Genomic DNA, 24,177 nt, shown 5'->3' with positions numbered 1-24,177 from the left:
TTTTAGGAGGAAGATAGGCTATGGCTTTATTAGAAATAAAAAAAGCAGGCGATACTGTTTTAAAAGAAATTTGTCAACCGGTGGCGAAGATTGACAATAAAATAAGAAGATTACTTGATGATATGGCAGAAACAATGTATGAGGCAAATGGTGTAGGGCTTGCAGCGCCGCAAGTCGGTACAGCGATCCGTGTTGTTGTCATTGATGTTGGCAATGGACTATTAGAGCTGATCAATCCAGTAATTGTCGAAAGAGAAGGAACAGACACCGATACAGAAGGCTGTTTAAGTATTCCTGATATTTTCGGTGAAGTGGAACGGTCCAGTAAAGTGACCGTAGAATTTACAAATCGTCGCAACAAAAAACAGCAAATTACTGGTGAAGGTTTATTGGCACGTTGTTTTCAACATGAACTTGACCATTTGGATGGTGTTTTGTTTATTGATCGTGCGCTCAGTATTCAACGAGGTGAGTCCAAATGATAAGAAGTAAAGCGATTTTTATGGGAACACCTGTTTTTGCGGTACCATGCCTTGAAAAACTGAATGAACACTGTGATATCGTTGCTGTAATAACCCAGCCGGATCGGCCAAAAGGCCGTGGCCAAAAATTAACGGCATCACCAGTAAAAGAGTGTGCTGTATCGATTGGCTTACCAGTGTTGCAGCCAGAAAAAATCAAGACCCCGGAATTTGAAAAAATCCTGGCAGAATTAAAACCGGATTTAATTGTTGTTGTTGCTTTTGGCCAAATTTTGTCGCAGAAAATCCTCGATATTCCAGTACTTGGCTGTATTAATGTTCATGCATCCCTCTTACCGCGTTATCGTGGTGCAGCTCCGATTCATTGGGCAATTGTGAATGGTGAGACTGTCAGCGGTGTGACAACGATGTTTATGGATGCAGGACTTGATACAGGCGATATGATATTAAAAACAAAAACACCTATTTCAGCTAATATGAATACGGAAGAACTTCATGATATATTAATGAATGCAGGGGCGAATTTACTGATTGAAACGGTAAAACAAGTTGAAGCAGGTACTGCGAAGCGAATTCGCCAAGATGATGCTAACTCAAATTATGCACCACTTTTAAAGAAAACTACGGGAGCTATTGATTGGTCAGACTCGGCACAGCAAATCCATAATTTGGTACGGGGGCTTAATTCTTGGCCGGGGGCCTATTGCAATTTTCAGATGAAGCCTTTTAAAATTTGGCAAACAGCAGTCAGTGATCAAGATTTTTCGAAGGCTGCTTATGGAGTGGTTGTTGGTTTTACTAAAAATGGTTTTTGTGTGGCAACTGGCTCTGGATTTTTAGAAATTCTTGAATTACAGGCACCAAATAAAAAAAAGATGGCTGCAAAAGATTATATACGTGGACACGGTCTGCAGCTGGGCGATCAATTTGAATAAGAGGGTGTTTATCTATGGTATATACGATACAGCGGCCTCATAAGCGTTTATTTCTCGCTTTATTATGTTTAAGTCTGTTATGTATGGCACTGATTAGCTATACAATATGGAAAATCAGCTTTTTGGGCTTAATGCAGATACATCAATATCTTCCTTTGCTTTTGGGTTTCTTTTTTGCTTCGATTTTTTTATTTTCCGGTTTAGGAATTTTAGGGATGGTGGCATCTATTATAGGGTTGCCGCCACTTAATATTTTTCAAAAACAAACCTATAAAACAATTAATTTTTTATTTCCAGCGGCTTTGATGCTGGGTAAAATCTTTGGTATCAATCGACGTAAGATAGAACGTTCCTTTATTGAGGTTAGTAATCAGATTATTCATCAACGTCAAATTAAAGTTCCCGCTGATCGGCTGCTCGTGGTTACACCACATTGTCTGCAACTGGCGACTTGTCCGCATAAAATTACGAGAGACCCTAATAATTGTCAGTGCTGTGGGGGCTGTTCGGTGGGTGACTTAGTGACATTATCAAAAAAAATTGGGTTTCATTTTTTTGTTGTAACTGGCGGAACTTTAGCTAGGCAAACCGTGAAACAAATTCGTCCATTAGCCGTCTTGGCGATTGCCTGCGAACGCGATTTAACAAGTGGGATACAAGATGTATACCCTTTACCTGCAGTCGGTGTATTAAACATTCGCCCGAATGGACCTTGTTATAATACAAAAGTAGATATTATAGAAGTAGAAAAAGAGATACGTCGTTTTTTGCTTGAAAAGGATGATTAAATGAATGCTCGTGAGATTGCACTGAAAATAATCAATGATGTTCATACCAATGATGCCTATGCAAATGTATCGTTGACCCGTGAATTGCGTAAACATGAGGTATCGGATCAAGACCGCCGTTTTGTGACGGAACTGGTATATGGATGTGTTAAAGCTGGCGATAGCTTAGATTGGATTTTGAGCCAATATATTAATCGTCCCATAAAAAAAATAGCTCCCATTATTCAAGATGTATTGCGTTTGGGAATTTATCAGATTTTTTTCATGGATAAAGTGCCTGAATCAGCAGCTTGTAACCAATCCGTTGAACTGGCAAAAAAATATGGACATATCGGAACCGTGAAATTTGTTAATGCCGTGCTGCGAAATGCAGTACGACAGCCTGAAAAAGCAGTATATCCAAATGGAAAAGGACAGGCGACCAAATATGCGGCGCTAGCCTATAATCACCCAGAATGGCTTGTTAAACGCTGGATTAAAGAATTCGGGTATGACATGGCTGTTAAGCTATGTGAATTTAATAATACGAATGCAGCATTATCGATTCGTACGAACACCCTAAAAACAAACCGTTCTGATTTAATGAATATTTTGTCAGCAGAGCAAGTGGTGTGTTACGAATCCGAATGGACCCCGGAAGGTCTTGTCTGTCAAAGTCATCCCGCAATGGATCAGATCAAATCATTAACAGAAGGTCTGTTTCAAGTTCAGGATGAAAGTTCCATGCTGGTAGCACATGTTTTGGACCCTCAGCCAGGCGAATTCATTATTGATACGTGTAGTGCTCCTGGCGGCAAAACAACGCATATTGCTGCTTTGATGCAAAACAAAGGACGTGTACTCGCCACTGATATTTATGAACATAAGCTGAAACGAGTCAATGAAAATGCCGAACGATTGGGTATTCAAATCATTCAAACAGAATTATTGGATGCAACGCAAATTGGTGATGTCTATGAACAACAAGCGGATCGTGTACTTGTAGATGCACCTTGTTCAGGACTTGGTGTACTACGCCGCAAACCAGATGCTCGTTGGAAAAAATCGCCGGCTTTGTTAGTTGAACTGCCAAAATTGCAGATTGAAATATTAAAGAGTGCTGCGAAAGCAGTGAAACCCGGTGGGGTTTTGGTCTATAGTACGTGTACGATTGCCAAAGAAGAAAATCAGACCGTCGTGAACTTATTTCTAGCCGACCATCCGGAATTCGAACTTGAACAAACGGGGCAATTTTTACCATATGCCAAACAAAAAACCACAATGGTGCAGCTTCTGCCGCATATTGCTGGTACCGATGGCTTTTTTATTGCCCGAATGAAACGAAAGTAAAGGTGTTTACATTTTGAAACAAAATATTTTTGGTATGTCTTTACCCCAATTACAGGGTTGCTTGAAAGAGTTTAAGCTTCCGGCATATCGTGCTAAGCAAATCGTTGAGTGGATGTATCAAAAACATGTCTTGGATTTTCAGCAAATGACGAATTTACCAATTGCATTGCGAACATCATTAACTGATAATCTTGATATTTTTCGCGTAAAACTTTTGGAACAACAGGATTCTCGCGATGGAAAAACCAGTAAGTTTTTACTGGAACTTGTCGATGGGATTGCTGTCGAATCCGTTTTAATGCGGCAATCTTATGGCAATAGTGTTTGTTTGTCTACGCAGGCTGGCTGTAATATGGGCTGCACTTTTTGCGCTTCTACGCTACATGGTATGGTGCGAAATTTAACACAAGGTGAGATTTTAGCACAGGCGCTTTTTATCAATGAAGTATTAAATAAAGAAGAACAATCGATCAATACTATTGTGATTATGGGATCTGGTGAGCCACTGGCAAATTACGATAATGTTCTAAACTTTATCCGTTTATGCCATGAAACGTATACGATGAATTTAGGTTATCGTCATATTGCTGTATCAACAGCTGGCATTGTACCGATGATTCAGGAACTCGCAAAGGAAGATTTACCGATTACCTTATCGATTTCTTTGCATGCACCGAATAATGTAATACGTTCAAAATTGATGCCAATCAATGATAAATTTGACATCCACGCGGTTGTAGCAGCGGGTAAACATTATGCAAACATCACAAAACGACGTGTAACGTATGAATATATTTTGATCGCTGGTGAAAATGACCAAGCGGAACATGCTGAAGAACTAAGTCGTTTATTAAGAGGGCAGATGGCCAATGTGAATTTGATTCCAATTAATCCAGTTGTTGAACGCGGTTTAAAACGTCCTTCATTAAATCAAATCAAAGTTTTTGAGGAAATTTTAAACAACAATCATATTGCTGTGACGGTTCGCCGTGAAATGGGCAATGACATTCAAGCAGCTTGTGGACAGTTAAGAAACAAGCACGCGGCGGAAAATCAGCTTTGACTTGATGAATGTTTGGGAATATAATGAGTTATGTTATTTAGAGGTGTATAGTATATGTCAATTCTAAAATGGGAATCTTTTTTAGAAACAAAAATCGAAGGCTTTTTTAATAAAAAATTTGCAAGCGATCTTCAAGTGGTAGAAATTGAGAAAGCATTACGACGTGAAATTTTGCTCAAAAAGAAAAAACTACAGGGCGATATTTATGCACCAAATGTATATTCTATTTATGCCAGTGAGGTGGATTACCAAAGGATTTGTTCACAAAAAACACAAAATCAGTTATACGAAGCAGCTGTTATTGCTGTGATTGAACAAAACTTTATGATAGATGGTAAGCTATCTATGGTGCTAAAAAAAGATACTACCTTAAAAAAAGGCAGTTGCCATATACAATCTTGTTATACGAGTGAGTGTGTTGATGCAGAGTCTAAAACAAGCGAAGAACCACACACCCTTGTTTTAGAACGATCGAATTTTAAAGATTCTATGGATTTGCCAATAGAGCATAAATTTGCTGCTTTAACAGTTGAACAGGGTCCGGATATCAATTCTTATTTGGAGATAGGCGAAAAACGAATTCATATTGGACGACGTGAAGAAAATGAATTTTTACTTATGGATGTTAATTCATCAAGGCTTCATGCTTACATTTCTTTTGAAAAGTATCGTCATATTCTTTACGATGCTGGCAGTTTAAATGGAACTTATGTAAATGATCAGAAAGTCACTTGTCAACGATTATGTTTTGGGGATGAAATAAAAATTGGAAACACAGTGCTTCTGTATGAGGTGATTTAACTTGCCCGATATAGCTTTTTTTATGAATCTATTTTCAGTGATTCTGCAATATGGATTGATTTTCTTTATTTATTATTTTATATATTTACTGCTAAAATTAATCTATCATGATTTGCATCCAGCTTTAGAAAAAAAACAGCCCGAATCCACAACAGCAAACTTATTTGTTTTGGATTCAAACAGCAGCCTTAGACAAAATAAGTTTGCTATTGATGCTGAACTTTCGATTGGCCGAGGCAAAGAAAATGATATTGTTATTGATGATACCTATATATCCCATCATCATGCAATTATTAACCGAATAAATAATTTGTATGTCATTGAAGATTTAAATAGTGTAAATCATACATATCTGAACGGTAAGCTGCTAGCGAAAAAAACGTACCTGCAATCCGGTGATATAATTAAAATTGGCTTGGTTACTTTTAAATTTGAGAGGTGACAATAATGCTTAAAATAACAGCGTCAACGAATATTGGTTTAATTCGACAAACAAATGAAGATAGTTATGTATGCATAAATCCAAAAACCTATGCGGTAGCAGATGGTATGGGGGGGCATGCAGCCGGAGAAATTGCCAGTAATTTGTTGATAAATACGATTGAAGACTTTTTTTCCGAGAAATTTCTTATAACAATTGATCAAGATGTATTAGAAAAAATCATTTTAAAAGCGAATGAGCGTATTTTAGAAAAAGCTAAAAACCATACTGAATATGCTGGCATGGGAACAACGGCCAGTTTATTACATATTGAAGCCGATACTTGTTTTTGGGCACATATAGGTGATAGTCGTATTTATTTATTACGGAACAATAAGCTGGCTCAAATTACACAAGATCATTCACTGGTCTGGGATCTTGTGTTAAATGGTACACTTACACAGGAAGAAGCCTTAGTTCATCCACAACGTAATATGCTCACGAGGGCTGTTGGTATTGATGCCGATGTCAAAGTCGATAAAGGATCTTTTGCTTTAGAAAAAAATGATAAATTTTTACTTTGCACCGATGGTCTTACAAATATGGTGAATGAGACAGAAGTGAAAAAGATTATAGAATCGGAAACGATTGACGATAAAGCCGCTGCATTAATAGATCAGGCACTTCGTGCAGGTGGTGTGGATAATATCACAGCCATTATTCTTGAAAATAATGATGATTAGCATGCGGCAAAAACTTATTTTAATTCCAAATTTAATACTTTTATTTGGAACTATTATTCTGGAGTTAAAAAAATATCCGGTGTTTGATTTTACATCGCTGCCATGGATTGGTGCTGTTATTTTTTTATCTTTTGTTATTGATAATTTACTCAGAAAATATAGGAGCTCGGCAGACTTGTATTTATTTCCGCTTGTCATGTTTTTTTTAAGTATCGGGCTTATTATGATCGATCGTTTAAAACCGAGTTTGTTTATTCCCCAATTAAGATGGGCATTATGCGGGATGGCTACATTTATGGCTGTTCTTTATTTGGCAAAACAAATTGCTCTTCTAAAAAATTATCAGTATATCATTGGTCTATGTAGTTTGCTCTGTTTGTGTTCAACGTTGTTCTTCGGTACAGATATAGGCGGAAACCGCAATTGGATTTTGCTTGGACCATTTAGTGTACAGCCCTCCGAGTTTGCCAAAATAATGATTATAATTTTTTTGGCGGCTTATTTAACAGATCATAAAAATGTTTTGGCTTTGCCAAGTAATAAGTTTTTATTGCTGCGGCTTCCGCCGCTGCGCTTTATTGCACCACTCGTTGTGATTTGGGGCATGGCTGTTTTGATGTTTGTTATTCAACATGATTTGGGCTCAGCATTGCTTTTTTTTGGAATTGCCATTTTAATGACATATATGGCAACTGGCAATAAATCCTACGTATTTCTAGCGTTGATTTTTTTTGGACTTTCTTCAACCATTAGTTATTTTTTATTTTCTCATGTCCGTGTAAGAATTGCTATTTGGCTTCATCCATGGACAGATCCAACAGGGCAGGCTTATCAGATTGTCCAGTCTTTGTTTGCTTTTGGCTCAGGCGGTATACTTGGTAGTGGATTTTCGAGTGGCTATCCTTTCTTGATTCCTGAAGTGCATACGGATTTTATTTTTTCTGCTATTGCTGAGGAATTTGGTTTAGTTGGCTCGATTTTTCTTATATTAGGTTATTTAACGTTATTTTATCGAGGTATTAATATAGCTTTGCATTGCAAAAATGAAATGAATATGCTGTTAGCATCAGGTTTGGCAGCGAGTTTAGCATTGCAGGTTTTTATTATCTTAGCAGGTGTAACAAAGCTTTTGCCATTAACGGGAATTACGCTGCCATTTATTAGTTATGGTGGCAGTTCCATGGTATCAAGTTTTATTATAATCGGCTTGTTATTTGCTTTATCAACAAAGGAGAATAACAATGCATGATCGAAAAATGAAAAAATATATCTATAATGTAACTGTGTTACTGTTTTCTTTGTTTCTTATTTTAATTGGTTATATAACGTATTTACAATCTTTTGAAAGTCCTAATTTGGCGAACAATCCATTAAATAGGCGGGCTATGGAAATGGAAAAACATATACAGCGTGGTATGATTTTAGACTGCAATGGTGAAAAAATTGCTTATAGTAAAAAAAATGAACAAGGTACTTTTTCTCGTATTTATCCGTTAAGGGATATAACGGCTTCAATAAGCGGTTATGTAGGAGAAAAAATTGGCAACGTAGGTATTGAAGGCTACGCGAATACCGATCTTGTCGGAATGAACAGCCCGCTGGCAAGATTTGGTCCTCTTAAACAATTATTTAACAAAGATAGGGGGAATAATGTAAAGCTGACCATAGATACGAACATTCAAAAAGTGGCTTATGATGCACTTGGTAATCAAAAAGGTGCTATTGTAATCTTAAATGCTAAAACAGGAGCTGTTTTAGCGATGGTTAGTAAACCGTCGTTTGATCCAAATACAATTGATCAACATTGGGATCAGCTTCGCAGTGATTCAAGCAGTCCGTTGCTCAATCGTGCTTCACAAGGTTTATATCCCCCCGGTTCTATTTTAAAAACAATGATTGCCGATGCTGCCTTAAAAGAAAATGTGACGACAACAAAAGAAATATTTTATTGTCCGGGGTTTTTAAAGATTGATGATACCTATACTTTATATGAAAGTGATAATGAAGTACATGGAAAAATTAATTTACAAGAGGCTTTAAATGAGTCTTGTAATGTGACGTTTGCTACATTAGCCTTGCGGCTTGGCGAGGCCAAATTGGCGGATACATTTGATCGATTTGGGTTCAGGAAGACATTTGATAATGAAATTGATGAACCCCAAATACCATTGCCCGAATTCAAAAAATTAAGTGATGGTGAAATTGCCCAAGTTGGAATCGGTCAAAGTACAGTGCTGGTTACACCATTGCGGATGGCCTTACTCGCGAGTGCTTTTATAAATCATGGAACCATCATGAAACCGTATCTTATTGATGAAATATTATCACCAGATGGATTTGTCTTGAAAAAAACTGTAACTGAAAAATGGCTGGAAGCAACAACTGCACAAAGTGCAGATACAATAGAATCTTTTATGAAATCTGTTGTAAAACAAGGTACAGCTACCAGAGCAGCCGTATCAGGAATTGATGTCGCAGGAAAAACAGGGACTGCTGAAAATTCCAGCGGAGATTCACATGCCTGGTTTATTGGATCAGCAACTTTACCATCACAAGATATTGCTTTTGCCATTATTGTAGAAAATGGGGATTTTGGTGGTCTTGCTGCTGCCCCCATTGCGAAACGTATTATTACAAATATTGTACATACTGAGGAGGTGACTCAATGATTAATCATATATTAGATCATCGCTATGAACTTTTAGAACATATTGGCGGTGGTGGAATGGCTGATGTATATCGAGCCCATGATCAATTGTTGGATCGTTATGTAGCGGTCAAAATCTTACACTCACAATTTTCCAATGATGAAGAATTCATTGAGAAGTTTCGTGGAGAAGCGCAAGGTGCAGCTAAACTTTCGCATCCCAATATTGTAAATATATACGATGTTGGTAAAGAAAATAATAACCATTATATTATTATGGAGTATGTTGCTGGTCAAACATTGAAAGATTTGATTCAAAGTGCTGGTAAACTATCCGTAAGCGAATCACTGCGAATTGCCCTTGAAATAGCGGAAGCATTGGAACATGCCCATGCAAATAATTTAGTGCATTGCGATATTAAACCACACAATATTCTTGTTACACCAACTGGACGAATTAAGGTAACTGATTTCGGGATTGCTCGTGCCGTGACATCTTCCACGATGACCTATAGTGGTACAATTGTTGGTTCTGTTCATTATTTTTCACCTGAGCAGGCTAAGGGCGGTGCCATCAGTGCAAAATCAGATATTTATTCACTTGGCGTTGTTTTATATGAAATGTTGACGGGACAGTTACCATTTACAGGAGAAACACCAATCAGTATTGCTTTAAAGCATTTACAAGAAGAACCTGTTTCTGTGCGGAAACTTAATCCGACCATACCGCTTATTGTGGAAGCTATCGTATTGAAAGCTATGGAAAAAGACCCTAATAATCGTTTTGCTAATAGTACTGAAATGATTCGTGATATCAAACGTGCAGAATCCGGACTTTTACATGGCGATAGGCAAAATAATGCCATTTCCAATCAAGACCCTTTTGCAACTCAGATTTTGCCGCGCGTTTCCGATTCACTACCATCGCGAAAAAGCAATTTAGCACCTGATGAAAAAATCCCACAAACGAATCTACTTAAGTCTAAAAAATTTTTATGGGGTTTGGTCTGTATTTTGATTCTTGGCTTTTTTGCCGGAGCATTTCTTTCGTATGGTAAATTTTGGAGCAATGCAGAAGTTATTGTACCTGATGTTGTAGGTAAACAGATGACGATTGCCAAGCAAATGCTCGAGACTAAGAATTTGCGGGTTAATATTGCCGAAACGTATGATGCGGATGTTCCAGCCGGGGAAGTTGTATCGCAATATCCAGCTGCTGGCACAACCGTTAAAGAACAGCGTCTGGTCACGGTTTATATCAGCAAAGGCGGTGAAGCACTCGAAATGCCTGATGTGCATGGATTAACGAAAGTGGCTGCCGAGACCAAACTGAAAAATATGGGATTAAAGCTGGGAAAAGTTGAAGAAGAATATTCAAATGAGGCTGCCGGAACGGTTTTAAATCAAACGCCACGATCTGGAACAAAAATAACAAAAGGATCTGCTGTAGATCTGGTTATCAGTAAAGGACCGAAATCGCGAAAGGTGACACTGCCTGATTTTTCGGGAAGTACCTTAAATTCAATTGAAACACAACTAAAAAGTCTGAATTTGAAAGCTGGTACCGTTACCGAGGTAACGAGCAGTAAACCTGCCGGAACAATTTTAGATCAGACACCGGCTGCTGGTACTGATATTGCGGAAGGCAGCAGCGTTGATTTTTCGATAGCAAAAACTGAAAAAGCAACCGATAAAAACACGAATAAAAATTCTGGCAAAGATGCCAGTAAAGATACGAATAAAGATACCGCTAAAAATAGCAAACCAGCTGATGCCCCTAAAGATACAAAATAGACCAGTAGAATGGATTATAGATCAGGAGGAATTTATGAATGCTGACTGGAGTTGTACTCAAAGCATTTAACAGTTTTTACTATATAAAACAGGAACAAGGTGTAACCGTTTGTAAGTTGAGAGGGCGTTTTAAACAAGAACGTTATTCTTTAGCCGTTGGAGATCGTGTTGAATACGATCTTTTAGATGATGAAACGGGTATTATCGAAAAAATTCTGCCAAGGCAATCTGTGTTAAAGCGGCCATTGGTCGCAAATGTCGATCAAGTTATTTTAACCTTTGCTGCAGCAAGTCCCAATTTACATCCGTTACTTTTAGATCGTTTTTTAGTGTTAGCTGAATACTCAAAGTTAAAAAATATCCTGATTTGCATTAATAAAATTGAATTAGCTGATTTGGTGTTATTAGAAAAAACCTTGCAGCCTTATTATGAAATAGGCTATAAAATCATAAAAGTATCCGCCAAGGAAAATATTGGCATGCTGGAGTTAAAAAATCATCTTAAGGATAAGATTTCTGTATTTGCCGGTCCATCCGGGGTCGGTAAATCTACTCTCTTAAATGCAATTGAACCGGGATTAAATTTAGCAACGGGTGTAATTAGTACGAAAATAAAACGCGGTAAGCACACCACACGCGTTGCTGAATTATTGCCGCTTGCACAAGGCGGTTTTGTGGTTGATACACCAGGATTTAGTTCAACGGAATTTGATTACATTCAAAAAACAGATTTAGAAGATTATTTTGTTGAATTTCGGCCCTACATGGATACTTGCAAATATAATACCTGTATCCACGATGTTGAACCAGCATGTTCGGTTAAACAGGCTGTCCTTGACAAAAAAATATCTCAAGTACGTTATGATGCTTATCTCAATATATTGCATGAAATACAAAGCAAAAAGAAAGGGTTTTAAATATGATAAAAATTGCACCTTCGATTCTTTCCGCCGATTTTTCCAAATTGGGGGAGGAAATCAATACCGTAGTTACTGCAGGAGCCGATCTTGTTCATATAGATGTTATGGATGGTCAATTTGTACCTAATATTACATTAGGTTCGCCAGTGGTCGCAGCTTTGCGTAAAACCACAAAAGCACCATTTGATGTACATCTTATGGTCGAAAATCCAGAAAACCAAATTGATGCATTTGCTAAGGCAGGGGCTGATATCATTACATTTCACGTGGAAGCAGCAAAACATATGCATCGAATTGTTCAAAGAATTAAAGAACACAATATAAAAGCTGCTATTGCTTTGAATCCTGGCACATCACTCGCTTTTATTGAAGAAGTTTTACCGGATTTAGATATGGTTTTATTGATGACGGTAAATCCAGGCTTTGGTGGACAGAAATTCATTCCGTCCGTTTTAGATAAAATTGAACGCCTGCGTGACATTATCGATACGAATGAATTTAATATTGATATCGAAGTAGATGGTGGTATCAATCTGATCACGGCAAAACAAGTTATTGAAGCTGGTGCTAATATTTTAGTTGCTGGTTCAGCAATTTACAATGCTGACGATATGAAACAAATGATTTCAGACTTAAAACAAAAATAAACATGATAGGATAATCACTAGGGGGAATAAGATCAATGAAAGCTGTTGTTTTACTTTCAGGCGGGTTAGATTCAACGGTCTGTATGGCTGTTGCAAAAAATAAAGGATTGGATGTATATCCAATTAGTTTTGATTATCATCAGAGACATCGTATTGAATTGGAAAGTGCAAAAAAAGTTGCCGATTTTTTTGCTGTCAAAAAACATTTGATTATCGATACGAACATGAATCAAATTGGTGGCAGTGCATTAACCGATAAAACAATTGATATTCCGAATGGAGATGTGACTCGCACGGACATTCCTGTAACCTATGTACCGGCTAGAAATTTGATTTTTCTAAGTTATGCGCTGGGCTATGCTGAGGTACTTGATGCACCTTATATTTATATTGGTGTTAATGCAGTCGATTATTCCGGTTATCCAGATTGCCGCCCCGAATTCATTCAAAAATTTCAGGATTTATCGGATTATGCTACAAAAGCTACTGCCGCCGATCATAAAAAAATAAAAATAGAGACACCTTTACTGGATTTATCCAAAAAAGATATTGTTTTATTGGGTAATAAACTACAGGCGCCTTTACATTTGACACGCAGCTGTTATAATGAGGGGGAAAATGCGTGTGGGATTTGTGATAGCTGTAAGCTCCGTTTGAGAGGCTTTGAAGAGGCTGGAATCAAAGATCCTGTGACCTATCTCTAATTAGGAGTGAAGATTTTGAAGGATGTACAAAGCCGTTTCGATGAACGAGGCATAGCAATTCAAAAAGTTGGTATCAATGATGTTCATTTGCCTTTTTTTATAAAAACAAAAGATTCGTCATTTCAATCGGTATTGGCTAAAATAAAATTTACGGTTGACTTACCGATGGAATATAAAGGCACTCATATGAGTCGTTTCTTAGAAATTCTCAGTGAATGGAGCAAGAAACCGATTGGCAGTCAAGAGATGAATCAAATACTAGATGAAGCATTAGCAAAATTAGATGCACAGTCAGCTTATTTGAAAATTAACTTCAAATATTTTATTGATAAAATAGCTCCTGTCAGCAAACGTCAATCCGTTTTGGATTTAGATTGTTCGTTTATTGCTAATAAAATTCAAGGTGATCATATTGAGTTTACGATGGCTGTAAATGTTCCCTTTACGTCATTATGTCCCTGCAGTAAAGAAATTTCAAAGTATGGAGCGCATAACCAACGGGGGTTAATGCGTGTGAAAGTAAAATTTGGCAACGATCAGCAGTCAATATCCATTGAAGATTTAGCAGCGATTATGGAACAGCAGGCTTCTTGCCCAATTTATCCATTACTTAAAAGAGAAGATGAAAAATACGTGACAGAAACTGCCTATGAAAATCCAAAATTTGTCGAAGATATTTTGCGAGACTTAGTCATTGCATTAAGGCAGATTAAAGGTGTATCCTGGTTTTCGATTGAATGTGAAAATTATGAGTCGATCCATAATCACAGTGCCTATGCAAGTCATGTCGAATTTGTTGAACAATAAGGCTGGGAAATTTTATGAGAAATTTAATTATCAATGCAGATGATTTTGGCTTGCATACGAATATCAATCAAGCCATTGTCCAAGCGCATCAGAAAGGATGCTTAACGAGTACTTCTTTGATGCCAACAGGAAATGCATTTACGGAAGCCGTCGATTTAAGTCTGAAAAATCCATCGCTTGGTATCGGGGTGCATTTGACTTTAGTTGCAGAAAAACCCCTGCTTAATCCAGCGAAGGTTAAATCACTTGTGGATAAAGATGGTTTTTTCTTTAAAGATTATACGGTTTTCATAAAAAAATATGTCATGGGAGCTATTGATTTAGATGAAGTAGCTGCAGAATTCACAGCTCAAATTGAGCATATCCGTTCGACTGGAATTGTCATTACCCATTTAGATAGTCATCAGCATTTACATGTTTTACCTAAAATAACGAATATTTGTCTAGCGCTTGCCAAACAATATCATATAAAAAAAATGCGTATTCCTGAAGAAGCTTACTTTTTTTCTGGTGGTTACCAAACGGATTATAAAAGAATCCTTGGTAAATGCGGATTAACTTTTTTAGCTTCTTTGGCACGGCAAAAAATACGTAAAAATGATCTGAATGGTCCGGATCATTTTTTTGGCATGCTGGCAGGCGGGCATATGTCTGAAGCATATGTGCTGCGTATCCTAAAAGCACTGCCCGAAGGAACATCCGAAATCATGATGCATCCAGGTCTTAATTCTAAGCTTTTAGATCTGCAATATGGGTGGCAGTATCATTGGACTGATGAATATCAAGCACTTGTATCGCCAGTAGTCTTACAATCTATTAAAGACAATCATGTAAATTTGATTTCATTTAAGGAGTTATTACATGAGTAATGTTCGTCAACATAAATTTTACAAAAAACTACTTATCATGCTTGTTACCGTATTGCTCATATCTGGCAGCGTTATTTATTTTACAGTTGATATTCACACTTTGCGTAACTTGGATGCCTTTCAACCTTGGTCCATTATGCTAGGTATTTTTGCTGTTGGTGTGGGACTACTATTAGATGGTACCCGTTTAATGCATTTAGTGAAGATTTCCAATGAGAATATTACCTTGTCGCAGGCAGTACAGGTTGTATTTGGAAACTATTTTTTGGCACTTTTAACTCCGGCCGGCAGCGGTGGCTCTATCGCACAGTTCATATTTTTGCGGCACGCGGGAGTTCCTAGTGGCAAAGCCACAATTTTAGTGGTTGTAAGATTATTGGTTTCCATTTTATTTTTGTTTCTTAGTATGCCTGTGATCTTCTGGTATGATCCAAATATTTTGCCATGGATATCAGATAGTGGATTGATCGTCTTGTCAATTTGCATTATAAGCGGTATTGTTTTTATCGTTTGGGCAATCAAAACAAATTTCTTGGATTTTATTGTTTTAAAAACAGCAAAAAGGATCAACCGTTGTCGTCGGAAAAAACTATTTGCTTTTTATCATGATATAAAGGCAGCTGTTTTATTGCTGTTATCGGCACCACTGAGTATGTGTCGGATTTTTTTAGAATCTGGACTTAGTCTTCTGGCAATTTATAGCGTAGTTCCTTTTTTGCTTATGGGACTTGGCGTAGAAGCTAATTGGTACATTATAATGGGCCGCATGATTTTTCTTAATCTGCTGTTGTATTTTTCTCCTACCCCTGGAGGATCTGGTATTGCAGAAGGTGGTTTTATATTGCTCTTTGGCGATCTTGTACCGTCTGGAACGGTTGGTATTGTTGCTGTTTCCTGGAGGATCATAGCAGAATATATTCCTTTTGTTATCGGATTCTATTATATGATTAAAGTTTTCGGTCGTGATTTTCTAAGTAGTAAACTTACACGATAGGAAAGCGAAGTATTTAAACATTTTACGTGTTTTAGGAGGAAAAAATGACTAAAAATGGATATTGTGACTTTTTTATTTTGCTTGTAATTTCCAGTATCATTGTTTTTTTTAATCTGGGGGGCATTCCTTTATTAGATCCAGATGAACCTGTTTATGCAGAAACTGCGAAAGAAATGTTTTTGAATCATGACTTTATTTCACCTCGTATTTATGGTGAATTTTGGTATGATAAACCACCAATGTATTATTGGCTGGTAGCTGCGGCTTCACATATATTTGGCAGTGGTGAATTTGCCGCACGCTTACCGTCCGCCTTGCTGTCAATTGTATGTTTAAGTTCCGTTTATCTTTTTGTTCGAAAATTATTCAATAATCGTACCGCTATGCTGAGTGCGCTTATTTTAGCTACAAGTATCGAATATTTTTATTTGAGTAAAGCGGCTGTAACGGATATTACATTGACACTTTGTATGACTGTATCGCTGCTTAGTTTTATGACAAGGCGATATTATATCTTTTACCTTTTCATGGGACTCGCTATTTTAACAAAAGGTCCTATTGGTTTTATGCCAGCGGTCATTGCCGCGATATATCTGGTTATTACCCGTAATTTATCGGCTTTACGTAACATGAAAGTGTTTTCTGGTTTGTTACTAATTTTTCTTGTTTGTGTACCATGGTATGGTATAATGTACCACTTGCATGGAACTGATTTTATCGACACATTTTTCGGCTTCCATAATCTTACGCGCTTTGCCTCGCCGGAACATCCAACCCAAACTTGGTGGTGGTATTATATTCCTGTACTACTTGTTGGATTTTTCCCTTGGAGTGCGTTGCTTGTACAATCGGTATATCATTCGATTGTAGATGCTACAAAACAGTCTCAAGAAATTATATTCTTAAATATATGGGCTGGTTTTGTATTTCTGTTTTTTTCGATTGCACAGACCAAATTAGTTTCTTATATTTTACCAATGTATCCTGCCATTGCTATATTAGTTGCCTGGCATATTGATCAGATTTGGGATGGATATTATTATGCAAAACGCCAATATATTTGGGGTAGTATTATTTTTATCTTAACAGCCGGTGCCATATATGGTGCATTCCAAGGTTTGGAAACCTTACCAGAATTGTCGATGGGAGTGTTTCTACTTAGTTTTGTGCTTGGTTTTATGGGGATCTTTACGGCATATTTCTTATGGAATCATCAAATTAAAAATGCTTTTTGCATTCATATTTTAGGTATGATTGGTATTTCAGCTGTCATTTTTGGTTATGTTTTTCCGGCGGTTGCACCGAAATTTTCATCCGCAGAAACCGTGAAAGAATTTATGCCGGTTTATGACTCTTACAGTCCCGTATATATATCAAAATTTTTGAGACCTGGTTTTGCTTTTTATGGCAATGTATATGGAAATGAATTATATTTTTCACCGACATCTATTCCAGATTTCAATATGATTTTGCAAAAAGATCCTCAGGCATATTTTGTGCTGCGTGATATTGATTATAAAAAAATCCCAGAATCCATAAAAACTCAATTTATTCTGTTAAAAACAATAAACAATCAAATCATTTTGAAAAGTAAAGAAGAAACAACGATAAACCCTGAATAAAAAGCAGGATTTATGTCCTTTACAGGGAATAAATAAGTATTGGGTTCGTAATTTAAAAATATTGAATAATAATGGAACAGGTGTATTTTTACTTAATAGGGAAATCCAGTGTGATACTGGTGCGGTCCCGCCACTGTATTAAGGAGTGCTTTGATAAATACCACTGAGGAATTTTCCTTGGGAAGGATTTGAAGCATAATGATTTTAGCCAGGAGACCTGCCTGTTCAGCAACACCGTTATGAAGAATACAGTAATGTATTCTATATGACCTACGGACGATGGGCAGGTGGTAATAATACTAATTAAATATAGTTTGTTACCCTCTGCCTTTGGACAGGGGGTTTTTATTTTGGAAAAAAGAATGAAAAATGGTTTTACTACAGGAGCTTGTGCAGCCGCTGGTACAAAAGCGGCCTTGCTGGCCTTGCAAGGTGAAACGGTATCAAACGTTACCATTATGGCATTGAGTGGTGAAACAATCCAAGTTCCTATTGCCAGTATTGAATTTACGGCCGATGGAGCGAAAGCCAAGGTTATAAAAGATGCTGGTGATGATCCGGATATCACGCATGGGGCTTCTGTTTTTACACAAGTTCAGATAAACCGAGAATCCTCAACGATACGGTTTTTTGCCGGATTGGGTATTGGCACCGTGACCAAACCAGGTTTATCTATACCAATGGGGGAACCATCCATTAATCTTGGACCACGTGAAATGATCCAAATGGTGGTACGTGAGATTTTAGGGGAGCAGACAGGCTGTGATATTACAATTTCTATACCAGATGGTATAGAGCTGGCAAAGCGAACATTGAATCCCGTTCTAGGTATTGAAGGTGGTCTGTCCATTATTGGAACAACCGGTATTGTTCGGCCAATGTCAGAAGATGGCTTCAAAAATTCTTTATCACCTCAGATCAGTGTCGCGAAAGCATTAGGTTATGACAGTCTTGTGTTTGTTCCAGGAAAAATAGGCGAAAAAATAGCTCTGGAAAAATGTCATTTGCCATCTGAAGCCCTTATCCAAACCAGTAATTTTATTGGTCATATGCTGGAAGTGGCTGCACAACAAAAAATAAAACGCGTTTTACTATTTGGTCATTTAGGTAAATTAATCAAAGTTGCCGCTGGTATTTTTTACACCCATAATCGCATTGCTGATGCCAGACTGGAAACACTTGCTGCCTATGCCGGTGCTTTAGGACTGCCGGCGGTTGGTATTGCCGAAGTTTTGGCCAGTACGACCACCGAAGCTGCGATTTCGATCATTGAAAATTATAATGTAAAAGGGCTCTACGATATTTTAGCGCAGCGAGCTAGTCTGAGAGCCCAACGGTATCTTTTTAATGAGGTGGCGGTTGGTACGGTTCTGATTACATTAAATGGTGAACTTCTTGGCATGGATGCTATGGCTAAGGAGATTGGAAAGGATTTAGGATGGACTATAAAATAATTATTGTTGGTATCGGTCCTGGTGCACCTGAATATATTGTGCCGATAGCCAAACAACAAATTGATAACGCTAAGGTTCTAGTTGGCAGTAAACGTGCTTTAGAGACATTAGCTGCTCCTGACATTACCAGCAAAATTATTACAGGGGATATTCCCTCCGTAATTTCTTTTATACAGGCTCAGCTTTATAAACAGGATGTGGTGGTAATGGTGTCCGGTGATCCTGGTTATTATTCACTGCTGGCAGCACTCAGGCGATCTTTCCCATTAAAAAAGCTGCAAGTGATCCCGGGAATCAGTTCCATGCAGCTAGCTTTTGCCCGGCTGGCTCTGCCATGGCAAGCCGCCCGGCTTTTAAGTTTACATGGGAGGAAACCCGATAAGCAATCGTTGTGCTTTACGGAAGGTGCTATTTTAGGTATTTTAACCGATACAATCTATACCTCAAAAACGATTGCCGAACTTTTATTACGACATAATTGGCCGCGGACAACAAAAGTCTATTTATGTGCCAGATTATCCTATGAAAATGAAGAAATCATTGAAACAACATTAGAAAACGCAGTGCAAACAAAAGAGTTTTCACACTGCATTATGGTGGTGACAGCATGACACATATGATTGGTATAGCGGATGATGAATTTATCCGCGGGAATATTCCCATGACAAAACAAGAAATACGAATATTAACCTTAACGAAAGCTAAGATTAAAAGAACCGATACGATTTTGGATATTGGTGCCGGTACGGGGTCACTTTCGATAGAGGCGGCTTTACTGGCAGATCAAGGTAAAGTTTTTGCGGTTGAACAAAAGGTCGAAGGAATCGAACTCATTCATAAAAACGCGACTAAATTTGCGGTAGAAAATCTCACCACAATTGAAGGAGCTGCACCACAAGCACTGAGTGAAATTCCCCCTTGTGATGTCATCTTTATTGGTGGAAGCGGCAAGTATTTAGTTGATATTTTAAATCGTTGTGACAGCCTTTTAAAACCAGACGGACGGTTGATTTTAAATTGTATTACAATCCAAACACTTTATGAAAGCATAGTGTATATGAAGCAACACAGTTCCTATACCTATGAGGCAATTCAGGTTCAGGTAACAAGACTGAACAAAGTCGGCCCATATGATATGGCGCAGGCCTTGAACCCGATACATATTATTACATGTCAAAAAAACAGCAAAATTTAGGAGGATTATAGCATGCAAGTATTTATTGTTGGCGCAGGTCCAGGAGACCCTGAGCTCATTACGGTAAAAGGTCAGAAATTATTACAGACGGCAGATGTGATCATCTATGCGGGCTCTTTAGTCAATCCTGCCTTATTGGCTTTAGCAAAACAAGGGGCAACAATATATAATAGTGCTTCGATGACCTTGCCTGAAGTTATTGAAACCATTGAACAAGCGGTGAAAATCGGTGCAATGGTGGTACGACTACATACAGGTGACCCGAGTATTTATGGTGCAATCCAAGAACAAATGGATGAATTAAAGCGCCGCCAGATTGAATATACCGTGATTCCTGGCGTCAGTTCTTTTTTGGCTACCGCAGCCGCACTTAAACAAGAATACACTTTACCGGGAATTTCACAGACCGTTATCATTACCCGTAATGAAGGACGAACACCTGTACCGGAAAAAGAAAAATTGGCAAGTCTCGCAGCGCATGGTGCAACAATGTGTATTTTTTTAAGCGTCCACATGTTAGATGATGTCGTGAAGGAACTGATTGCCGGTGGTTATGACTCAACAACACCAATTGCTATCGTACAAAAAGCTTCCTGGCCGGAAGAAAAAATCATTCGTGCCACCTTAGCGACCATTGTGGAAGAATTAAAAGATAAAGATATAACACGCACAGCAATGATCGTAGTCAGCCGCTGTCTCAATACGGATTATGAATTGTCCAGATTATATGCGCCGGAATTTAGTCATATGTATCGTGATGCAAAATGAAAACCGCCGTCTTTGCTGTTACGCAAAATGGTGCCAAACTTGCGGATCAAATTGCCTGCCAATTTGACTATGACCTTTTTGTGAAAAAAGGACGCTATGACACACTGTCTAGGCTGAATTTTCATGACTATGACTCTTTATCAAACTGTTTAAAGGATACATTTCATTCTTATGATGCTTTGATTTTTATTATGGCTACAGGAATTGTCGTACGAACACTTGCACCATTTATCATCGATAAACGTTCCGATCCAGCAGTAGTTGTACTCGATGAAAAGGCGCAGCATGTAATTAGTTTATTATCGGGTCATATTGGTGGGGCAAATGCTTTGACGAAAAAATTAGCATTGTTTTTAGGTGCGGCTCCAGTTATTACGACAGCAACCGACGTCAATGAAAAAATGGCTGTTGATTTGCTGGCAGAAAGCTTAAATTTGAGCATGGAACCATTTGATCATTTAAAATACATCAATGCAGAAATCGTTCAGGGGAATCCTGTTGACTTTTTTATCGACCAGGCCCTGACGAATGCACCATATTATATAAAAAAACTTCAAGCCTGCCAAATAGAGGCAAAATTAATGGAAATAAAAACAGCTACTTGTTTTAGCAGATCAAGTGTTATCCTAACCGAACAACTTAATATTCCGAATGGCGCGGGGCTGTTGTTTTTGAAACCACGGAAACTGGCGATTGGTATTGGCTGCAGACGTGATACAACCCAAGCAGAAATTTTGCAAGCTATACAGACTGCTTGTGAGAAAATAGGGAAATCAATGTATGATATTGCTTGTATTGCCAGTACGGTAGTTAAAAAAGATGAACCAGGTCTTATCGCTGCCAGTAAAACATTATCGGTACCTTTATATTTTTATGAAAACGTGCCGATGCAGCAAATGATCGATCTGTATAGCCTAGATATTTCTCCATTTGTAACAAAACAAATTGGTATTGGTAATGTATGTGAAGCAGCCGTACTCCTTGCCAGCCAATCAAAAAAAATTCTGCTTCATAAAACAAAATTAACGAAAGTGACGGTGGCAATTGCATGGGAAAAATAAGTGTAGTCGGTATTGGACCAGGAAGTTTAGAGGATATGACACCAAAAGCCCTAGAAACAATTCAAAAAGCTGATATTGTGGTGGGGTATAATACATATATTAAGTTAATTGAAGATCTTATCAAAGACAAACAGGTTATTGGAACAGCTATGATGCAAGAAATTGATCGCTGCCAGATGGCTGTTGATCATGCAACAGCGGGCAAGACTGTAGCGGTTGTGTCCAGCGGTGATGCTGGAATTTATGGAATGGCTGGACTTGTTTTGGAACTTTTGCTAAAACTGCCAAAAGAGCAAAGGCCGGAAGTTAAAATCATTCCAGGAATTAGTGCTGTCAATGCCTCTGCCGCTATTTTAGGTGCACCGCTGATGCATGATTTTGTTGTCATTAGTTTGAGCGATTTGCTCACACCTTGGGATTTAATAAAAAAACGTGCTGACCTGGCTGCTCAAGGAGATTTTGTAATTGCCCTGTATAATCCAAAAAGTAAAAAACGCGTGCAAAACATTGAAGAAATTCGTGAAATCATGCTGAAATATAAATCCCCGCAAACACCAGTAGGGATTGTGAATAGCGCCTCGCGACTTGAAGAAAATGCGGTTATTTCTACATTGGAAAATTTCACAAAAGAAGAAATTAACATGTTTTCCTTAGTCATTATTGGCAATAGCAATACCTATGTGGCGGATAACTTCATGATTACGCCAAGAGGCTATCACATATGATTTTCGTTTTAGCAGGTACGCAAGATGGCAGAGAACTGGTACAGGAACTACTCAAAGCAAAGTATCCTGTGATTGCTTCGGTCGTAAGCGAATACGGGAAGCATCTCCTCGCTGATAAACAACTCCAAATCAATGATAAACCTCTTGATTTGGCAGAGCTGGAGCAATTCATCATCGACAAGAAAATTAATCTTCTTGTCGATGCCAGTCATCCTTATGCTGTGAATGTTACAAAAAATGCAATTCTTGTTTGTCAAAAAATGAACATACCCTATATCCGGTATGAACGACCAGCCGTGGCAATGCCCGTTTACGATAAGCTATATTTAGTAGATGATTATCAAGCGGCAGCAAAACAGTCTGCTTTGCTAGGTGAAACCATTTTTTTGACAACAGGCAGCCGTAATTTGAAGACATTCAAACAAAGTTCGTACTTAGAAAAGCATCATTTAATTGCTCGTGTATTGCCAGATGCAAAGGTCTTAACGGAATGCCTGAAACTTGGTTTTTTTGCAAAAGATATTATCGCAATGCAGGGACCCTTTTCCCATGAACTAAATATTGAACTGTATAAAAAATATCGAGCTGAAGTCATTGTAACAAAAAATAGTGGGGAAATTGGTGGCACAGATACAAAAATAACAGCAGCGATCGAAATGGAGCTGCCAATTGTCATGATTGACCGCCCCACGATCGACTATGCTGCTTCGGCTGCAACCTATGACGAAGTCTTAGCCTTAATAAAAAAGATGATATAGAATGAGGGATGATGAAATGGAATTTATGACAGACCCAATGGGGATTGAAACACGTAGTATGGAAATCATTGCTCCCTATTTAAAAAACTTGAATTTAAATGAAGAGGCAACCAAAGTCTATTCCCGGATGATTCATGCAGCCGGAGATGTAGAGTATTCCTCGGTTATTCGAATTCATCCACAAGCAATTGAAATGGCAAAAAACGCCTTGAAAAAAGGCTGCAATATTTATACCGATGTCGAAATGGTTCGGACTGGTATTAATAAAAAAAAGCTGGCCTCCTTTGGCGGTATGGTAGAATGTTTGATTGCGAGTCCCGAAGTTGCTAAAATTGCCAAAACAGAAGGTATTACGCGGTCTATGGCAGCAATGCGTCAGTTTGGTGAAAAACTCGATGGTGCCATTGTTGCAATTGGCAATGCACCAACAGCACTTTATGAAGTACTGCATCTAATGGAAACAACTTCAATTCGTCCAGCTGTTATTATCGGTATTCCCGTTGGTTTTGTCGGGGCAGCAGAATCCAAAGAACAGCTCATGAAACGTTCCCTGGTACCATATATTACCGTTGCTGGCACAAAGGGCGGCAGTCCAATTGCTGTATCTGTCGTGAATGCAATTATGTATGTATTAGATAACAAACGATAAA

Annotated in this window: 26 protein-coding genes and 1 riboswitch; all 26 genes read left to right on the top strand. The window is 38.0% G+C overall.

Going from position 1 to position 24,177, the window contains the following annotated elements; translation table 11 throughout:
- Positions 1-20: 20 nt before the first annotated feature.
- The 26 genes from def (at position 21) to BMY14_RS04415 (ending at position 24,176) form a co-directional block, all read left to right on the top strand.
- Entirely contained in the window at positions 21-482 is a 462-nt protein-coding gene (def, locus tag BMY14_RS04540) for a peptide deformylase (protein ID WP_091829608.1), read from the top strand.
- Positions 479-1,417: a methionyl-tRNA formyltransferase gene (fmt, locus tag BMY14_RS04535; RefSeq protein WP_091829606.1), complete on the top strand. Its 939-nt coding sequence runs from the start codon at positions 479-481 to the stop codon at positions 1,415-1,417. The genes def and fmt overlap by 4 nt, the downstream gene beginning before the upstream one ends.
- A 14-nt stretch (positions 1,418-1,431) precedes the next feature.
- Positions 1,432-2,205: a DUF116 domain-containing protein gene (locus BMY14_RS04530; protein WP_019554151.1), complete on the top strand. Its 774-nt coding sequence runs from the start codon at positions 1,432-1,434 to the stop codon at positions 2,203-2,205.
- Positions 2,206-3,534: a 16S rRNA (cytosine(967)-C(5))-methyltransferase RsmB gene (rsmB, locus tag BMY14_RS04525; RefSeq protein WP_091829604.1), complete on the top strand. Its 1,329-nt coding sequence runs from the start codon at positions 2,206-2,208 to the stop codon at positions 3,532-3,534.
- A 13-nt stretch (positions 3,535-3,547) separates the two neighbouring features.
- On the top strand, positions 3,548-4,597 hold the full coding sequence (gene rlmN, locus BMY14_RS04520) for a dual-specificity RNA methyltransferase RlmN (RefSeq protein WP_091829602.1): 1,050 nt from the start codon (positions 3,548-3,550) through the stop codon (positions 4,595-4,597).
- A 54-nt stretch (positions 4,598-4,651) separates the two neighbouring features.
- Positions 4,652-5,398 (top strand): FhaA domain-containing protein, encoded by a 747-nt coding sequence (locus BMY14_RS04515; protein WP_091829600.1) that lies wholly within the window; start codon positions 4,652-4,654, stop codon positions 5,396-5,398.
- Positions 5,399-5,420: 22 nt separating this feature from the next.
- Positions 5,421-5,840, top strand: coding sequence for an FHA domain-containing protein (locus tag BMY14_RS04510; RefSeq protein WP_177177476.1), 420 nt, complete (start codon positions 5,421-5,423; stop codon positions 5,838-5,840).
- Between the two features lie 5 nt (positions 5,841-5,845).
- Complete coding sequence (locus tag BMY14_RS04505; protein WP_091829596.1) at positions 5,846-6,562, top strand: Stp1/IreP family PP2C-type Ser/Thr phosphatase; 717 nt, start codon at positions 5,846-5,848, stop codon at positions 6,560-6,562.
- Positions 6,552-7,811, top strand: coding sequence for an FtsW/RodA/SpoVE family cell cycle protein (locus BMY14_RS04500; protein WP_245741267.1), 1,260 nt, complete (start codon positions 6,552-6,554; stop codon positions 7,809-7,811). The genes BMY14_RS04505 and BMY14_RS04500 overlap by 11 nt, the downstream gene beginning before the upstream one ends.
- The gene (locus BMY14_RS04495) at positions 7,804-9,231 is read left to right on the top strand and encodes a peptidoglycan D,D-transpeptidase FtsI family protein (RefSeq protein WP_091829590.1); all 1,428 of its coding nucleotides are present in this window, start codon (positions 7,804-7,806) and stop codon (positions 9,229-9,231) included. Before BMY14_RS04500 ends, BMY14_RS04495 begins: the two co-directional genes overlap by 8 nt.
- Positions 9,228-11,003, top strand: coding sequence for a Stk1 family PASTA domain-containing Ser/Thr kinase (pknB, locus tag BMY14_RS04490; protein WP_091829588.1), 1,776 nt, complete (start codon positions 9,228-9,230; stop codon positions 11,001-11,003). Before BMY14_RS04495 ends, pknB begins: the two co-directional genes overlap by 4 nt.
- A gap of 38 nt (positions 11,004-11,041) precedes the next feature.
- Positions 11,042-11,920, top strand: coding sequence for a ribosome small subunit-dependent GTPase A (gene rsgA / locus BMY14_RS04485; RefSeq protein ID WP_091829585.1), 879 nt, complete (start codon positions 11,042-11,044; stop codon positions 11,918-11,920).
- A gap of 2 nt (positions 11,921-11,922) precedes the next feature.
- Positions 11,923-12,570, top strand: a complete 648-nt coding sequence (rpe, locus tag BMY14_RS04480; RefSeq protein ID WP_091829584.1) for a ribulose-phosphate 3-epimerase — start codon at positions 11,923-11,925, stop codon at positions 12,568-12,570.
- A gap of 35 nt (positions 12,571-12,605) precedes the next feature.
- On the top strand, positions 12,606-13,274 hold the full coding sequence (gene queC, locus BMY14_RS04475; RefSeq protein ID WP_091829582.1) for a 7-cyano-7-deazaguanine synthase QueC: 669 nt from the start codon (positions 12,606-12,608) through the stop codon (positions 13,272-13,274).
- Positions 13,275-13,289: 15 nt separating this feature from the next.
- Positions 13,290-14,081, top strand: a complete 792-nt coding sequence (folE2, locus tag BMY14_RS04470; RefSeq protein ID WP_019554139.1) for a GTP cyclohydrolase FolE2 — start codon at positions 13,290-13,292, stop codon at positions 14,079-14,081.
- 14 nt (positions 14,082-14,095) lie between these two features.
- Positions 14,096-14,950 carry a ChbG/HpnK family deacetylase gene (locus BMY14_RS04465; RefSeq protein WP_091829580.1) on the top strand — a complete coding sequence of 285 codons (855 nt, stop codon included), beginning with the start codon at positions 14,096-14,098 and terminating at the stop codon, positions 14,948-14,950.
- Positions 14,943-15,944: a lysylphosphatidylglycerol synthase transmembrane domain-containing protein gene (locus tag BMY14_RS04460; RefSeq protein WP_091829578.1), complete on the top strand. Its 1,002-nt coding sequence runs from the start codon at positions 14,943-14,945 to the stop codon at positions 15,942-15,944. Before BMY14_RS04465 ends, BMY14_RS04460 begins: the two co-directional genes overlap by 8 nt.
- Before the next feature lie 44 nt (positions 15,945-15,988).
- A complete protein-coding gene (locus BMY14_RS04455) occupies positions 15,989-17,566 on the top strand; it encodes an ArnT family glycosyltransferase (protein ID WP_091829577.1) in 1,578 nt (525 codons plus the stop codon).
- A 61-nt stretch (positions 17,567-17,627) separates the two neighbouring features.
- Positions 17,628-17,805, top strand: a riboswitch (cobalamin riboswitch).
- Positions 17,806-17,916: 111 nt separating this feature from the next.
- Positions 17,917-19,020, top strand: a complete 1,104-nt coding sequence (cbiD, locus tag BMY14_RS04450; RefSeq protein ID WP_091829575.1) for a cobalt-precorrin-5B (C(1))-methyltransferase CbiD — start codon at positions 17,917-17,919, stop codon at positions 19,018-19,020.
- Entirely contained in the window at positions 19,005-19,631 is a 627-nt protein-coding gene (gene cbiE, locus BMY14_RS04445; protein ID WP_091829573.1) for a precorrin-6y C5,15-methyltransferase (decarboxylating) subunit CbiE, read from the top strand. The genes cbiD and cbiE overlap by 16 nt, the downstream gene beginning before the upstream one ends.
- Positions 19,628-20,215, top strand: coding sequence for a precorrin-6Y C5,15-methyltransferase (decarboxylating) subunit CbiT (gene cbiT, locus BMY14_RS04440; protein WP_091829571.1), 588 nt, complete (start codon positions 19,628-19,630; stop codon positions 20,213-20,215). The genes cbiE and cbiT overlap by 4 nt, the downstream gene beginning before the upstream one ends.
- Positions 20,216-20,227: 12 nt before the next feature.
- The gene (gene cobM, locus BMY14_RS04435) at positions 20,228-20,983 is read left to right on the top strand and encodes a precorrin-4 C(11)-methyltransferase (protein WP_091829569.1); all 756 of its coding nucleotides are present in this window, start codon (positions 20,228-20,230) and stop codon (positions 20,981-20,983) included.
- The gene (locus BMY14_RS04430) at positions 20,980-22,044 is read left to right on the top strand and encodes a cobalt-precorrin 5A hydrolase (protein WP_091829567.1); all 1,065 of its coding nucleotides are present in this window, start codon (positions 20,980-20,982) and stop codon (positions 22,042-22,044) included. Before cobM ends, BMY14_RS04430 begins: the two co-directional genes overlap by 4 nt.
- Positions 22,032-22,769, top strand: a complete 738-nt coding sequence (cobJ, locus tag BMY14_RS04425; protein ID WP_091829565.1) for a precorrin-3B C(17)-methyltransferase — start codon at positions 22,032-22,034, stop codon at positions 22,767-22,769. Before BMY14_RS04430 ends, cobJ begins: the two co-directional genes overlap by 13 nt.
- Positions 22,766-23,527: a cobalt-precorrin-6A reductase gene (locus BMY14_RS04420; RefSeq protein ID WP_091829563.1), complete on the top strand. Its 762-nt coding sequence runs from the start codon at positions 22,766-22,768 to the stop codon at positions 23,525-23,527. The genes cobJ and BMY14_RS04420 overlap by 4 nt, the downstream gene beginning before the upstream one ends.
- Before the next feature lie 16 nt (positions 23,528-23,543).
- Positions 23,544-24,176, top strand: a complete 633-nt coding sequence (locus tag BMY14_RS04415) for a precorrin-8X methylmutase (protein WP_091829561.1) — start codon at positions 23,544-23,546, stop codon at positions 24,174-24,176.
- Position 24,177: the final 1 nt, after the last annotated feature.

Source organism: Propionispira arboris (genome assembly GCF_900109225.1).
GTDB classification, from domain to species: Bacteria; Bacillota; Negativicutes; order Selenomonadales; family Selenomonadaceae; genus Propionispira; species Propionispira arboris.
Note: the sequence above shows the minus strand (reverse complement) of the source record. Positions and strands in the feature narration are given on the sequence as shown.